General features: G+C 37.7%; 11 protein-coding genes and 1 pseudogene. 5 read left to right on the top strand and 7 right to left on the bottom strand.

What is annotated here, in order from left to right:
* Positions 1-17: 17 nt before the first annotated feature.
* A complete protein-coding gene (locus tag CWATDRAFT_RS03970; protein WP_007303778.1) occupies positions 18-968 on the bottom strand; it encodes a hypothetical protein in 951 nt (316 codons plus the stop codon).
* A gap of 148 nt (positions 969-1,116) precedes the next feature.
* A pseudogene (locus CWATDRAFT_RS03965) lies at positions 1,117-2,556 on the bottom strand (NF041680 family putative transposase).
* A 79-nt stretch (positions 2,557-2,635) separates the two neighbouring features.
* Between CWATDRAFT_RS03965 and CWATDRAFT_RS03960 the strand changes: the two are divergent.
* Complete coding sequence (locus tag CWATDRAFT_RS03960) at positions 2,636-3,031, top strand: hypothetical protein (protein ID WP_007303776.1); 396 nt, start codon at positions 2,636-2,638, stop codon at positions 3,029-3,031.
* A 100-nt stretch (positions 3,032-3,131) separates the two neighbouring features.
* Here CWATDRAFT_RS03960 and CWATDRAFT_RS03955 read toward each other — a convergent pair whose 3' ends face one another.
* Positions 3,132-3,497: a hypothetical protein gene (locus tag CWATDRAFT_RS03955; protein WP_157134037.1), complete on the bottom strand. Its 366-nt coding sequence runs from the start codon at positions 3,495-3,497 to the stop codon at positions 3,132-3,134.
* A 286-nt stretch (positions 3,498-3,783) separates the two neighbouring features.
* Between CWATDRAFT_RS03955 and CWATDRAFT_RS03950 the strand changes: the two genes are divergently transcribed.
* The gene (locus CWATDRAFT_RS03950; RefSeq protein WP_007303774.1) at positions 3,784-4,833 is read left to right on the top strand and encodes a leucine-rich repeat domain-containing protein; all 1,050 of its coding nucleotides are present in this window, start codon (positions 3,784-3,786) and stop codon (positions 4,831-4,833) included.
* Positions 4,834-4,911: 78 nt separating this feature from the next.
* On the opposite strand, the gene CWATDRAFT_RS03945 is transcribed toward CWATDRAFT_RS03950, so the two are convergent.
* The gene (locus CWATDRAFT_RS03945) at positions 4,912-5,424 is read right to left on the bottom strand and encodes a DUF1269 domain-containing protein (protein ID WP_007303773.1); all 513 of its coding nucleotides are present in this window, start codon (positions 5,422-5,424) and stop codon (positions 4,912-4,914) included.
* A gap of 131 nt (positions 5,425-5,555) precedes the next feature.
* Between CWATDRAFT_RS03945 and CWATDRAFT_RS03940 the strand changes: the two genes are divergently transcribed.
* Positions 5,556-6,569 (top strand): glycosyltransferase family 2 protein, encoded by a 1,014-nt coding sequence (locus CWATDRAFT_RS03940; protein WP_007303772.1) that lies wholly within the window; start codon positions 5,556-5,558, stop codon positions 6,567-6,569.
* A gap of 112 nt (positions 6,570-6,681) precedes the next feature.
* Complete coding sequence (locus tag CWATDRAFT_RS03935; protein ID WP_007303771.1) at positions 6,682-7,569, top strand: tetratricopeptide repeat protein; 888 nt, start codon at positions 6,682-6,684, stop codon at positions 7,567-7,569.
* 41 nt (positions 7,570-7,610) lie between these two features.
* On the opposite strand, the gene CWATDRAFT_RS03930 is transcribed toward CWATDRAFT_RS03935, so the two are convergent.
* The 3 genes from CWATDRAFT_RS03930 to CWATDRAFT_RS03920 form a co-directional block, all read right to left on the bottom strand.
* A complete protein-coding gene (locus CWATDRAFT_RS03930) occupies positions 7,611-8,018 on the bottom strand; it encodes a response regulator (protein WP_007303770.1) in 408 nt (135 codons plus the stop codon).
* A gap of 101 nt (positions 8,019-8,119) precedes the next feature.
* Complete coding sequence (locus CWATDRAFT_RS03925) at positions 8,120-8,959, bottom strand: alpha/beta fold hydrolase (RefSeq protein ID WP_007303769.1); 840 nt, start codon at positions 8,957-8,959, stop codon at positions 8,120-8,122.
* Positions 8,960-9,775, bottom strand: coding sequence for an inositol monophosphatase family protein (locus tag CWATDRAFT_RS03920; protein ID WP_007303768.1), 816 nt, complete (start codon positions 9,773-9,775; stop codon positions 8,960-8,962).
* Positions 9,776-10,051: 276 nt separating this feature from the next.
* On the opposite strand from CWATDRAFT_RS03920, the gene CWATDRAFT_RS03915 reads away from it, so the two are divergent.
* Positions 10,052-15,991, top strand: coding sequence for a translocation/assembly module TamB domain-containing protein (locus tag CWATDRAFT_RS03915; protein ID WP_007303767.1), 5,940 nt, complete (start codon positions 10,052-10,054; stop codon positions 15,989-15,991).
* Positions 15,992-16,026 lie beyond the last annotated feature (35 nt).

The raw sequence follows: 16,026 nt of genomic DNA, 5'->3' as shown, positions 1-16,026 counted from the left end.
CCTCAAAATCATGTTTTTCAATACACTTGAATAGCTCTTTTTATCCAATTTTTAAAGTCTCTTTTATATGTTATAAAGAACTGATTGATTGATGGGTAATTTTCTCCCGTCCACTTCGCCCATAGCCAACTAATAATAAGGCTTAGTGTAGTTTTTAGGGTTATCAATAATCTGCTCAGGTTAAAATTTTCTTTGTTAGATAAATGAGCTTGCCAATACAGAGGCATTATTTTTTTTCGACTTCCTTTAAAATGAAGAATTACTTTGTCTTTATGTTCTCTCACAATAGAATTGGGATTTCTATCGGGGGAAAAATTATAAATTTCACAATCAAGTAATTTTATTTTTTGCTCATCAACTAGCATTACATCAGATTGTCTAGAATTAAAGTTATCAAAACCAATTGCATCGATTAAAGCATACTGATCCCCCGACCATGATTGGTAATCTTTTAAATATTTCTCTTGATAAATTTGATAGACTTTTTCTAAAAATTTGATTGCTTCTTGTTTTCTATCTCTTGAGAGGAAAATAATACCACCATTAATTGGCATATCTTTCACTGCTTCTAAATATCGATAAGTTAAGGCAACGGAAAAATCTTCTTCAAAAAGATGTTCTAGATTAGCATTAACTAACATATCTGAATCAATTAAAATAATATCTGAGTCAATTTGTTGCGTTTTTACATAGTTAAATTGGGCAACTAGACGACTAAACATAATTGATTCAGGATCTAAGGAGGTACGATAGACTTCAATATCATCTTCCAATCCTGCTAATCGGGTATTCATGTCAGTTAAAACCACTTTACGACAATTAGGATGGAAAATTGAAACAGAACGAAATAATAAGTTAATTAATAAGATATAGTTGTAGTCATTACGAAAATCCTTATTATCTTGATTGTATATCTTTTTAGCTGTTTCTTTACTAGAATCAACATGGAAAGTAACAAAAGTCAGCATATCAATAACATCCTCATTTATTGGACTTTGGACAAAAAAAGTTTGTTAGCGTATATTTTACGCTGAACTAAAATCCCAAAATATCGGCTCTGTATCAGTCAATAAAATTGGCTGACAAATAGGGCTAATCTATAGATTCTGAGGAAAACTAAGGAGCTTTTAAGTTTTTAGTTGATTTTTTGCTCCCTTTCTTGATAACATCATGACGAGTTCGTGGGGCTTTTTTGTAACCTTTAATACGTCCGGAAGAAAAACCTCGACGTTTGGGAAATTTGGCGAAAGTCCCCAAGGTCGTAATTATTCTTGAAAAGTCTCTTTGAACTAGACTAGGGGTGATTTTGATGGATTTATTAGTCTTCAAATACTGTTCCCAATCACGGGGTAAAACCACAGCTAATTTTCTGGCAGCCCACAAATTTACATAAGAAAGAAGTGTTAGTTTAAACCAATTTTCTTCATGATGTACATCGGGAGTTAAATAGGATGTCATCAATAATCTTTGTTTACCAAATCGAAAAAGATGTTCCATGTCATAACGTTGTCGATAACACTGATAACAATCAACTAAACTTAACTCATCGCGCCGAGAACCAATAACAATAAGCCACATAGGTTTCCAAATACTATTTCTTTCTTGATCTCTGACAACAATCTGGAGTAAAGTAAAGGGGTGATTGTTCATTTTATAGTTTTTAGTTCCTCTCATTAACATCTGTTTCCATCCCGAAATAGTCACTGTTAATTGACGACCTTTTTTCGTTGTAAAGGGAACATGATGAACTTCATCAGGTTCAGTCCAAGTTTGGTCATCTTTAAGGTCAAATTTATCCCCATACCAACGGGGATGTCCCGAAGTTTTGGCTTGATTTGGGTCCCGAATAAATTGACGATAAAAAACTCGGTCACTTCTAACTCTTGTAATAGTAACTACGTCTTCATGCTTAACTTGTTCCCCAATAAAATCCTTTTGGCTGTAGTCACTATCAGCCACTAAGACAGATAATTTATCAGAAAATAAAGAACTTTGCCAGATTTTTTTTAGTTGTTGATTGCCTTGATTTACTCCTTTATGTTTAGAGGGGACTAGCTCTCCTGATAAGGGGACAGCCCAAGGGACTTTTTCTGTGTCTATTTGGTCAGGTAAAGCGCAGACAACGGAATAACAATGTCCAATATTAATGGGTTTATTTCCCTTAACTGGATTGGGGTAATGAATAAAGGTTTTATCCGCTAACGTTTCGGCAAACCGTCGTGGACAGGGAGTTGTGTCAATACCAAATAAGTTATAATGTTTTGAAGTGGGAGGAATTGTTCTCGATACCGCTGAAAATAAAGTCTCAATTCTCTGTTCATAATTAGGGTCAGTTTGAGTGGGTAAAAACTATTGAATTCCTCTATATAAACTGTTATAATCTCTTCTAAATAAAGGATTGAGAGACAATTCAACGACTGAGTGAGCTTGTTGGTTACTGGAGAGGGCATCGAGTAATTCTATAATAGTTTCTTTTCTAGCTTTTAGTCCTTGGAAGAGGTTAGACCTCCACACCAGGAATTCCTCGACAGACGTAGCCGTTTCATTTTTGGTCATTTTTAAAATTTATTACCTTATAAATTAGCGGAATATATACGCTAACATCAAAAGAGGTTGTTTGTTACAGTTAAGGCTAATGTCATCACATTCCGAACTTAAGACCAGTCAAGATGTCCACCTGAGAGCCAAACAAATTAAGAGTCTAATTCGCTCTCTTAAACAGAAAATAAAGAAAATTGAACGGGAAGGGGAAGTAGCACCAGATAATTGTCATATTATTCGTTATCAGGTTAATGGAAAGGGAACAATCTACTGGTATTATAAACTACAGGCTGCTGAATCAATTTTTCCTATGGCCACTAATAATGAGAAAAAAACCAAATATAAATATTTAGGACGAGCCGGAAGTTCTGCTCATATTGATGCTGTAGAAAAACTCACTAGAAGAAATCTCATTGATGAATTAGAACGAGTCATTCAATCTCTAACGGAAAGCTACTTAGATATCTATATTGGAACCGAAACTGAATGAAGCTATTTAATATTTAAAATCCCCTAAAAAGATGGAAAGAGAGTTTTTAAAATCACCTTAATTCTCTATTTTAGCTCTGGAGATATGTTTAGCGTAAAATTTACGCTAACAATTGTTTTTTATCCAAAGTCCAATTATACAGTCCCTCAGAAGCCTCCATAATTTGTTGCAGAGTTCGATCCTTTTCTTCTGGTGTAGCGATTTTTCTCAGTCTAGGATCGGCAAAAATGGATAAATTGGCCATCTGTTTGATGTCCACGTAGCGTTCTTCCAGAGAACGCTTTACCTTATCTGACATATCAAAGGTTTGAGCCGCTTGTTCCTCGGTAATGCGTTGGGTGATACTACGATTAGCAAAGTAATAGGATACTGAACCGATGAGTAGTACCGGTAGGGTACTCATGGTTATGGCTACTAAGGTGGTTTTCTTTCTGAGATCCAGTGTTTTCCAGAAGTGCGCGATCATTTCTTGGGGCTTCTGCCCATCTTTGTTGATCATTAGTTATTTATACTATTATATTTCTTTACAGTTTTATTGTTCCCAGAATTGTCATTAAAATTAACTTTTATTGAGAAAAATCTTCATCAAGTCACAGACACTGCAAACTTGTGACCAAAATCAACAAAATTGAGTACCTAGATCACTGCATAATATAAATTATTTGCTGGTATAGTACCCGTGTTATAGTAGGGGTTATACGGTTGCTGTTTTCTATTTTCTATTTTTACTGATATACAAGGATATTTATATCATGTCAAGTTTCAAAAAATTTCTTATTTCTTCTCGTATATTTCAATTTTTATTTGGTTTATTATTCTTTCTTATCTTAAGCAAAACTTGGCTAAATCACACATCTGTAAATGCAACGACAGCGTTTACAGAGTTATGTTTAAATCAAGAAAGACTATCAGAAGAAGCGCAGTACACCGTATCAATTTTATTAGAAAAAGCTAGAAATGCTGACTGTGAAATAGCTGCCCGTCATCTAGCACAGTTAGATAAGTTAGATTTATCAGCTACAGAAATTAAAGACTTAACCCCATTATCTTCCTTTCAAAAAATCACCGAATTATACATAGCTGATAATCAAATAATAGATATTACTCCCCTATCATACTTAAAAAGAATTGAAAAATTAGAATTATCCAATAATAGTATTAGTGATATTAGCCCTCTAGCTAATATGAAAAAATTAGAAACACTTTGGATGTGGAATAATCAAGTGAGTAGTCTGAAACCTCTAGCAAAATTAAAGAATCTTACCCATCTTTATCTTCCCAACAATAAGATAGTTAATCTTCGTCCTATCGCTTTCCTAAAAAACTTAGAAGCTATCATCTTTGATAATAATCAAATTACTGATATTTCCGCTTTATCTCTTCTAGATAAATTAATAGGAGTCTCATTAATGAAAAATAAAATTGAGGATATTAGTAGTTTAGAAAATCTGGAAAACTTGAAAGTTTTTATGGCTCCTTATAATCGCATTAATGATTTAAGTCCTTTAGAGAAATTATCCCAACTAAACTTATTGATACTCGATAACAATTTAGTCAAGGATATTCGTCCCTTATCTAATCTTTTAAATTTAGAAAAAGTCCATTTATCTCATAATACTATCGTGGATATTACTCCTTTATCTTTCCTTCCTAAATTATCTTATATTCAACTCAATAATAACCGAATTAAAGATACTTCCTCACTGAAAAATTTAACCCAAGTAACCCATCTCAACATTGCTAATAACCCACTTAATTACTTGAATTGTCCCATGGAAACTGATTCAATTTGTCGGTTTTAATAGAATTACCGTCCTCCGCTAGGTGCTTAGGACGGTGAGGATGTCAATTATCCATTGATAACGGGAGATAATGACTTATCAAGCGGTAATTTCTTCTGCTTTAATTCCTCTATTATCCAGGACTTGTTGTAATTGAGTTTCGTCGTCTTTACTCAATGAAGTTCTTAACACTTTGCCTCCAAAGGGTGCAATTTCTTCAAGAACTTTATCTGGAGTTACTTTTCTAACTAAAACAAACAAGGCAGAAGATCCTGGGGTTAGGGTTTCTCCTAACTCTTTCATAAAATTATCATCAACCCCAATATCACTAATAGCACCACTCAAGGCACCACCAGCAGCACCCATAGCAACACCTGCGATGGGACAAAGAAATAAAGTCCCGATTAAAAGTCCCCAAAAACTACCACTAGCAGCACCAGCAGCAGTTAAATTAATAGCTTGGTTGAGTTTAACTTTCCCCTCAGCATTTTTGATAACAATGGCAGCATCTTCGAGTTCAATGAGATGCTCTTTCTGCATTTTAGCTAAGGTAAGACGTACCTCTTCGGCTTTGAATTCGTCATCGTAAGCGATCGCAACTAATTCACTCATAACTTAATAATGCTTCGATTCTATTAATGCTTAACTCTATCAGAAACTGGTCATGTCTTAAGTTAAGAAACATTTAAAACTAACTTTATGATAAAATACAGTGCATTATTGTTATTATCCTTTTAAAATAAATGAGTAAATTAGGAATTGTTCTTATAGGAAGAAACGAAGGCAAAAGATTAACTGAGTGCCTAAAATCTGTTCTCGATGAAACTAAAAATTATGAGCAGACTGCCATTGTTTACATAGATTCTGGTTCAACAGATGGCAGTGTGCAAACGGCAAAATCTCTAGGAGTCTCAGCTATTTCTCTTGATAGCGATCGCCCCTTTACGGCGGCCAGAGGACGTAATACAGGATGGAAATGGCTGCTTAAAGAACATCCAGACGTAACTTACATTCAATTCATGGATGGAGATTGTACCCTCATGGCTGGATGGTTAGAAAAAGCAACCGAAATGTTAGAAAATAATCCCACCATAGCCGTAGTTTCTGGGAGAAGACGGGAAAAATTTCCCGATGCCACCCCTTATAACCGTTTAGCGGATCTCGAATGGAATACCCCCATCGGAGAAGCTTTAGCTTGTGGGGGTGATTCTTTGATTAGGGTTAAAGCCTTACAACAGGTTGAGGGCTTTAACGATAGCTTAATCTGTGGGGAGGAACCAGAAATGTGTATCCGTTTGCGGGGCCAGGGTTGGAAAATTTGGCGTTTGGATGAAGAAATGACTGCCCACGATGCAGACATGACTCGGTTTAGTCAGTGGTGGTCCCGTATGATCCGAAGTGGTTGGGCGATCGCTCAAGGCATGGCTATGTACGGTTTGACCCCCGAAAAATATATGATGCGTCAAGGGATTAGTAATTGGTTGTGGGGGTTGATTTTACCTCTAATAGCCTTGGGTTTAGCATGGTGGACTAGGGGCTTAACTCTCTTCTTATTGATAGGTTCTCCCGTGTTAGGATGGCGTATTTATGGCTATCGTTCTACTTGTGGCGATACCCCTGCTCAAAGTCGCTTATACGCTTTCTTTTGTATTTTAGGCAAGTTTGCCCAAATTATGGGTCAAGTGAAATATTGGCTCACAAAATGGCAAGGCCAAACTGCAACCTTGATTGAATATAAAAAATCCCAAACTGGGTGACGGGGTGATGGGGTGATGGGGTGATGGGGTGATGGGGAGTGTGGGGAGATGGAAAAACTTATTACTGCCACTAAAGGTTTCTTTTTTCCTCTACACTAGGTAAGGATGGATAATGTTAAACAAACTTAGAGAACAAACTGTGTTTAAAGGTAATTGGTTACTTTCTTTATTGGTGAGTGTGGGAGTTTGGCAGTGTAGTGTTCCTGTTATGGGACAAATGCTTTTACCTTATACCCCTCAACTCAATAGCGAACAACTCGAACAACAAGGCTTAGAAGTGGCTGAAGAAGCAGCCCAACTGATCCGCTTTCAACAACATGATTTAGCGTTATCACGGGCAAAATTAGCTGTTCAGTTAGCCCCAAATAAATATCAACCTTGGTTTATTTTAGGAACTTTATATATTATCAAACAAGAATTGGAACCAGGTGTGGAGGCTTTAGAAAAAGCTTTAGTCCTAGAACCAGAAGAAGTAGGGATTAAATTTACTTTGGGTAATGCCTATTTTCAACAAGGAAAGTATCAGCAAGCAGCTACGGCATTGGAAGAAGGATTAGAAATTAAAGCCGATGTTCCCTCTGCTCAGTTTGACTTAGGAAATGCTTATTTTAAACTAGGCCGTATGGCAGAGGCGATCGCTGTCTATCAAAAGGCAGTTGCTCAACAAGAAGAGTTTTGGCCGGCGGTGAATAATATTGGTTTAATTAAGTACGAACAAGGTAATATTTCCTCTGCGATCGAACATTGGCAAAAAGCTCTAGAAATTGATGAAGAACAAGCAGAACCTATACTTGCTTTGGGGGTTGCTTTATATATTCAAGGACAAAAAGAAGAGGGGCTTAAATTGGGAGAAGCTGCCCTGGAATTAGATAGTAATTATGGAGAAATACAACACCTTAAAGACAATCTTTGGGGAGAAAAGTTAATTAAAGATACACAAACTTTCTTTACTACCCCTCAGATGCAAGGTATTCTTGCTCAACTAGAAAAAGACTCTTGAATGACGACAGAGGATCAACAACAAACAAGAAATAATTAACTTTAATTTTTCTGATAGTTACTAATAGTGGTTAACACCTTATTAACAAACTTTTCGTGGTCTACAACTGGTTTAGAGATGTAAACATCAGCCCCACTTTTTTCTAGGAAATGTTCTCGATCGCCTTCCATAGCATGGGCCGTGACTAAAATAATTGGTAAATTAGCAGTGGTGGGATCAGCTTTGAGAAATTGAGTGATTTTGATCCCATCAACCGCTTCTCCTTGATAAACGCTATGAGACAGAGAAACATCCATGAGAATAATATCTACTTCCCCCTGTCGGGCAATTCTCATTACTTCGTCTACGTCTTCTGTACCTTTGACGCTTAAACCCCCTCGTTTGGTGAGAATTTTTGAGAAGACACGAAGATTAATAGGATCATCTTCTACAATCAAAACTGTGGCCATAGGTATCTATTCAACCTCTTGTTATTCTTAAGTTAGGGAAAATTCTTATATTCATATCTATTTTACCCTGATTAGTTCCCAGAAATAACAATATTAATTAATTATCCATTATCCGTTGCTAAAAAGGTTTCAACAGTTTCATTAAAAGGGGTTGGCTCCACTAAAAAAGCCCAATGATTTCCGGGAACTTCGGCGATTTCTAACTGTTTCAAATAGGTTTTATAGGGTTTAAGTTGCCAAGCGGTTCGATTCAATCCTTTTTCTGGTTTAATGAATAATGTAGGAATATTAATATCTTCGGTAAGCCCTGCATATTTCATTACTTCTTCAAAAATTTCATCCCTCGCTTGTTTAATAAATTTACTGCCCCATTTTCCTGCTTCTTTTTCTTCCATTCCTAACTTAAATACTTGCTCTTGCAAGAGAGTCCATCCTTGATATTGTTTCAAACCACGGGCTAATTTTTCTGCTTCTTCATAGCTGTCGAAGGGTCCAATTACTTTTAAAAAGGGCAAGGTTTTGTAGAGAATGGGGAAAGTAAGTTTAAACCATCGTGGCATTTTATCGATAAAAAATGGATCAATTAATACCAAATCTTTGAATCTTTCTGGTTGCTGGGTTGCCCAAATAGCTGCTAGTTTTGCTGACCAAGAATGGGAGACAATATGAGCAGATTCCCAGCCCAAATAATCCATGAATTCGTTTAAATCAGCTATATAATCGCTAAATTTATAACCGTTGTTTGGCTTACTACTGTCTCCATGTCCTCGTAGATCCGGGGCAATAATATGATAATCTTTGGCTAAATAATCCCCTAAATTTGACCACACAAGAGCATGATCCACTAAACCATGTAATAATAATAATGGTTCTGCCCCTTCTTTCCATTCTAAATAGGACAATTCCACTGTTAATAATTTAATACTTTTTCTTTCCAGCATCTACAAAATACATTCTACTAAGGGTTTCAATAATAGGACAAATCTTTCCTGATTAACAACTAAAGAAGGAATAGATTTACTACCATAATCTGTGCCAATTGTCAAGGGAAAAAGTCGAGGATCTTTTAAGAAAATAAACGTCCCTCCGGCTGCTTGAACAATGACCCAAACTGCGGCAATGTCCCACACTTTCGGGGTTGCTTCTACTCCGCCCACGGCAACTCCAGACGCTACTAATAATAAATTATAACTGGCTACGCCGATCATGCGAATTTTACAGGGGAAAGGTTTTTGTAATATTTTTATACTACGGGCGCAAAGATTGAATAAATGACTTTTGCTGGGGGTATCATCAGAGGTAGTAATGGGTTGACCATCACGATAGGCCCCAGTTGGTCCGCTTAACCCTGTTTCCCCGTACCAATAACCGTAGAAAGACTGTTTTAGGGGGGGAAGATAAACAAAACCAAAGACGGGGGTTCCCCGATAGGTTAAGCCCAGAGAAATAGCCCAGATGGGGACTCCTCTAGTAAAGTTGGTGGTTCCATCGATGGGATCTACTATCCAACACCAGTCCTGTTCGGGAAAAATATGACTGGTTTCTTCTGTCAGTATACCATGATCCGGAAATTGTTCTGCGATCGCTTCTCGGATGGTTTTATCGGCCCAGCGATCGGACTCTGTTACTAAAGATCCGTCTTCTTTGCTGGTGGGGGACACATTCCCTGCTTTTTCCATTAAAGTCTCTGCGATCGCCTCTGTTGTCTTTTGACAGAAGACTAAAACCTCAGACCAAAACTGTTCTCTGTTTTCCAAGAGAAAAACTCCCTATTTACATTATCTTCTCCAGCATAGAAGGGATTACAGCAGTTTTCAACTGAGTTTAGAGAGATGGGGGGATGGGGGGACGGGGGGATGGGGGGACGGGGAGACTGGGAGTATTTTTCCTTAATGTTTAATAAAGATATAAACTTTCATACGTTGAACAATTTATCTGAGATCGTTTACCATCGTAGTTAAGTATCTACCATTAGTACGCAACTACTTACTCACACATTAATTAAGTTAATATCTTATAGTTTAGAGGGAATTATGACGAGTCTACCTCCTAACCCACCTCCAGTCCCCCCATCTGGTAGTTCTTCTGTATTGACAAAATTAGTGAACTTTCTCAAGAAACCCTCGACTTTGATCGCGGGTGGAGTATTAGTATCTTTAGGGGTAGGAACTTATGCAGGAGTTAATTATTTTGTCTATGAAAGATTATCTCCTTTGTTGTCGAAGGAGTTGAGTAAAGCGTTAGAAAGAGAGGTTAGAGTGGGAGAGGTTGAAAGTTTTTCTTTCAATCATATTACTATTGGTACATCTTCTATTCCTACCACAGAAAACGATGCTGATCGGGTTGATGTTGAGGAGATCAAGGTTAAGTTTAATGTATTACCTGTATTAATTGGTCAACCTTTAGATGTTAAGATAACTATCGATGCTCCTAATTTATATGTTGAACAAGATCCGTCGGGAGACTGGGTAAGCTTACCAGAGTTTGAAGGAGAAGGGGAATTAAATTTACCTATCGATATTAAAGCCAATATTAACCTAAATAATGCTCAGGTTTCTGTGTTACCTAATGGGTTTAAGGAACTGATAAAAATAGAAGCAGGAGGAACAGCAGGATATAGTTACAAGTCTAACGATGAGCAAAATGTTAATTATGATTTAGATGTTGCCTTATTAAACAGTGCTATTACAGTCAAAGGGGAAACTAATCTAAAATCCTTCCAAACTCAAGCACAATTGATGATCTCTCAATTAGCTGTACCTGAGTTAGCTGGCTTAATTCCTAATTTGCCCGTAACCTTAAAGAGTGGTTTAGTTGAGAGTAATTTAAACATTAATTTACCTTCTTTAGAGAATATAGAAGGAACAGAAGGAAACGGAGAATTTCAAATATCAAATATCGAAGCAAGTTTAAAACCTTTGCGAGTTCCTATTAAGCTGGATGTGGGACTTAATTTTGTGGGTCAAAGTTTAAACTTTCAAGAAACTCGTTTAAGTTTAGGTGACTTTGTTATTGATGTTGAGGGTTCGCTTAATTGGCAAGATGGCTATAATATTGATGTTAATATTAATCCCTTTTTACTGAGAGATATATCTAAGATATTAGCGGTTAAAATACCCATTAATTTAGCAGGGGAAATAGAAGGAAAAATTAGTTTAACAGGAGACATAATAAACCCTGTTGTCACGGGGACTATTAATAACAGTAAACCTTTATTAATTGACAAAACAAGAGTAAAAGAATTAAAAACAGTTTTTCAAGCAAATCTAGATCAAGTTGATCTCAAAGAATTTAATATTAAACCAACAGCAGGAGGTAATATTACAGCTACAGGAAAAGTTGAGTTAGGTATTCTAAAAGCGTTAAAAGAAAACAAAGCAATAGACTGGCAAAAAATGCCAGCTGATTTAGTATTTGTCGCCAACTTACCAGGAGATAAGTTAACGCAACCCTATTATCAATCTCCCCAAAATGTTAGTATCGGAACGATAACAGCACAAGGTAAGGTAGGCGGTACATTAGGAGATCCCAAAGGAAAAATAGAATGGTCTGCCCCTGGTATTATAACTGTTTCAGGAGAAGATATTTCAGGTAAAGGGACAATTCTTATCGGGGGCAAAAATATTTTAATTCAAGATACTGTTTTAACCTCTACCGAAGGCAATATTACTGTTCAAGGATTAGGTAATCTTGAAAAGAAACAATGGCAAACCCTGATCACTGCTAACCAATTTTCTCTTGATCCCTTTGTCAACTTAGCCTGTTCCTTAACCACTTGTCGCCAGGAAATTTTTAGCCAAGCTGTTACCCTAAGAGGTGGCAATATTCGTGTTAGTGGAAAACTAGATGACTTTGCCCTAGATAGTATTCAAAGTCAAGGTAACTTACAACTGCAAATAGGACAAGGTGCGATCGCCCTGGAAACAGCTTTATCTCGAGGCAATATTACAGGGACGGCCGCAGTATCTGGTTTACCCCTCGATCCCTATATTCCTAACCTAGCGGTTCCAGTTCAACTGAGTAGAAGCAATATCAATCTTTCTGGTTCCCTCGAAAATATCTTTCAGGGGGGACAGTTAAATATTAATCGTCTCAACGTCAATGGTAATGCACAATTAATCGTTAATGGTAGTCCCATCAACGCCAACATAGAAGTAGGTAACGGTATCTTAACCACCATAGCCCAAGTAGGAACCATTGCCCTCAACCCTATCATTCCTAACTTACCTGTACAATCTACTTTAGTCAGTAGCGATCTGGTTTTGACAGGAAACCTCAACTCTCTCCTCTCTTCTCTAGGAAACACCCCAGATATTAGTAGTTTTCGGGGCAACGCTGATGTAAAATTGAGTGTAGATGGTAGTCCCGTGAGAGTCATCGGTGACTTAGGCAGTGGTCAAGTTCGTGGTGTGGTAGACCTATCCACCCTATCCTTAGACAAGATAGTACCTAACTTGCCCATTAAAGCCCAGTTAGTAGATGGACAAGCGATCATTTCCAGCGATGTACTGCCCCTACTTTCCCCGAAACCCGATCTCAGTACCCCCCAAGCTACCGTTAACCTGCAACTAGCAACAGCAGATGGCACCATCGACACCCAAACCCGTCTGCAAAATAATCAATGGACAACCGAAGTCACTGCATCCAACCTTAAACCTAATCTGATTCTCGCCCAAATTGCTCCAGAACTGCCGAAAATCGATATTAATGATATAAATGCTCAAATTTTTCTTTCAGGTACGTTATCTAGCCTTTTCGACGAGAATGCCATTTTACCTATCAGTGCTAATAATATCACAGTTGAGGCCAATGGACAAAGCTTAAAAGCTAGGGGCAATATTGTTGTTTCCAACCCCCTCACCGTCCCCGATGCTAATGTTAACCTATCGGTTGAAGCTACTTCTACCCTAGATGATTTACCCCTAACCCAACTCATTTCCCTCGTGCCTATACAAAGGGATCTTCTCCCCGAAGAACTAAAACTACAAGGGGTAGGAACCTTTACTGGAAACGTGATCGGACAAAACCTCCTCACGGCCCCCACTCTTCCAGGCAATATCAAACTCATAGGGGACTTAACCCTACGTAACTTTGCCTTTAACGATCGCACTTTTGAACCCCTATTAACAGGGAAAGTCAACGCTACATTAGGACAAAGCATAGCCCTAGACTTACGGGGTAAACAAGATGTCATTGCTGCATCTTTGCAACCCTGTACCCGTGCAGACTGTCTGGCCCCTTATCTACCCGTGGCCTTTGAGTTACGTCAACAAGCAGGAGATCAGGCCCCCATTGCCATAAGAGGTAAGCTACAAGGGGACGAATTAGTGGCTAAAATCGAGCAAATACCCTTAGATATCCTCAAAATTGCCCCAGGAGGTAACTTTGGTATTCCTGGGTTTTTGTCTGGGGATGTACAAACAGAAGTAGTGATCAACCCCTTCACCCTGGAAGGAAGGGGAAAACTGGTGATCGATAAACCCAGTATTGGTTTTGTGGAAGCTACCCAGTTAACTGCCGATGTCGTCTATCGAGACAATATTGCTAGGTTAGAAAACGCTACCCTGAGCTTAGGACAGAGTTTATATGCAGTGGAAGGATCATTCAACCTAGACTCCAACGAGATCACTGGAAGATTAAATATAGAAGAAGGCCGCCTACAGGATCTCTTCATCGCCCTAAAACTGTCCAATATAGAACGGTTACTAGACTTATTGAAGATCAAACCCATCGACTACCAAAACGCCGCTGCTATCCCCCCTCAGTCTGTAGGAGATGCCAACGGAAATATTGCGGAGCAAGTTAACTTATTAGCTGTCATTGACCAAGAAATCCGAAAATTAGCCAAAGAAAGGGAAAAAGGCGGATTACCGACGGAACTTGACCTAAGAGGGCATTTTGACACAGAAGTTATTTTAGGAGGTACCATTTATAAACCGAATATTAGTGTAGCTTTAAGTGGTAGAAATTGGGAATGGCATCCCCAAAAACCCTATGCAGATGTCATAGAACCGCTGGTGTTAGTAATCAGAGATGTGTCTTTTATTCCTATTAATGAAGTCACCTTGAATGCTGCTGTAAATAATAATGCTTTGACCATAGATAAGGCCGCACTGCAAATTAATAGAACTAGAATGGCATTAGAAGGAAAAGCTTCTTTACAAGAAATTGCCCTTAATTGGCAAGTTGACTATTTTTCCCTAGCAACTATTAATAATTTTATCAAGATTCCTATCGACGCAACCGGGGCATTAAATACATCAGGAAGCATCACAGGCAGTCCCCTAGAACCCCAGATACAAGGGGAGTTTGCTTTAGTAGATACCACCTTTCAAGGAAGACCTTTCGCAGCTAATATTGGCGGACAATTTAGTTATCAAGAGCAACGTTTTCAACTGGGAACCAATGATAATTCTTTGGTTGCTGCTGCTGTTGATATTCCCTTTCCCATCTACGCCGATAATGATAACTTTGCCGTCAATCTTAACTTAAATACAGAAGCATTAAAGTTAGTCAGTGTCTTCACAGGTGAACAGATTTTCTTGACCGATGGAGAAGGAGAAATAAATGCTCAGGCTAGTGGTAATTTAGACTTATCAGAAGGGTTATTAGTTTCTAACTTAAATGCCGGGGGAAAGATTACTTTAAATGAGACAATTTTCCAAAGTGCTGCTTTACCCCAACCTTTAACAGTTAGTGGAACCGTTGCTATTACCGATCAAGGTATAAATGTCGAACAAATACAAGGAAACTTTGCTGATAGTAATATAAATATTGCAGGGTTTTTACCCTTATTTCAACCACAAAATAATTTAGAAAATCCCCTAACAGTTGCCATAGAAAGAGGGGAAATTAACCTACAAGGATTATATAGAGGCTTAGTCGATGGCACCATAAAAGTTACTGGTTCTGCTATTCAACCAGTGGTAGGAGGAGATGTTAAATTAGCTAATGGTCAAGTATTTATCCCCACAACAATACAAAGTAGAGAAGAAATTGTCAGCGAAATTAATGACTGGGTTTTACCAAAACATGGTGGTCAAGTTGCTAGTAATCAACCCATGTTGTTTATGCCAAAATCAGAAAACTTTGCTGTTAGCTTAGAAAACTTATATATAGAAGTATTGCCTTTCTTTCGGTTTGATTTTGGGGGGAATGTCGCTGTTAACGGTACTCTAAATGATTTAACTGCCCTTGAACCAAAGGGTGAAATTGTAGTAAACAGAGGGTTGGTAAACTTCTTAGAAACTCGCTTTTTTATAGAACGACGTAGCCCAAATACTATAACCTTTAGTCCAGATCAAGGCTTATTAAATCCTACTCTTAATCTAGGTATGAGAACAATTGTTTCAGAAGTTCCTAATACTAGCAAAAAGTTCCGTGCAGGAGATAAAACAGAAATTCCTGATGATAGTCTTAATAAAGTACAAAGGGTTGATATTAACTTAGGTTTAAATGGTCCCCTTTCTCAACTGCTTCCCAACTTAGGAAGAGAGGAATATGAAATATGTCAACTGCAAGATCCCCTGAAACCGATTCAAACCACCACCCGTTTATCCCAAGACGATTTAGATAAGGTAAGTACCTGTTTACAAACCCTGGCTAATCAAGGAAATACCGATGAACAACTATTAAGTAATTCGGTTATAAACTTAACCAGTAGTCCTCCGAGAAGTCAAGGGGAGATTGTTCGTTTACTGGGTGAACAAGTTCTGGTTTTAGCCGATGCTTTGCAAGGACAGAGTACAGAACAATTAATTCAATTTGGAATTGTTCAGTTAGCTTTACCAATGGTCTTTCAAACCATCATCTATGATGCTGAAACCGCAGTTAGTGAGACGATAAATAGTACAGATTTCAAGATTGTTCCTTTCCTAGAAACCATTTATGAAGTGGAAGATAAAGGTTTTGTGCGTTTGTCTTATGATTACGCTTTCAATGAGTTCCGGGTTAGGTATGAGAAAAGATTTTAATAGTATTTTTGATCTTTGTAGGGGTAAACGCTTCG

This window comes from Crocosphaera watsonii WH 8501 (genome assembly GCF_000167195.1).
Lineage (GTDB): Bacteria > Cyanobacteriota > Cyanobacteriia > Cyanobacteriales > Microcystaceae > Crocosphaera > Crocosphaera watsonii.
The sequence above is the reverse complement of the archived record's forward strand: the minus strand, read 5'-3'. Positions and strand labels throughout refer to the sequence as shown.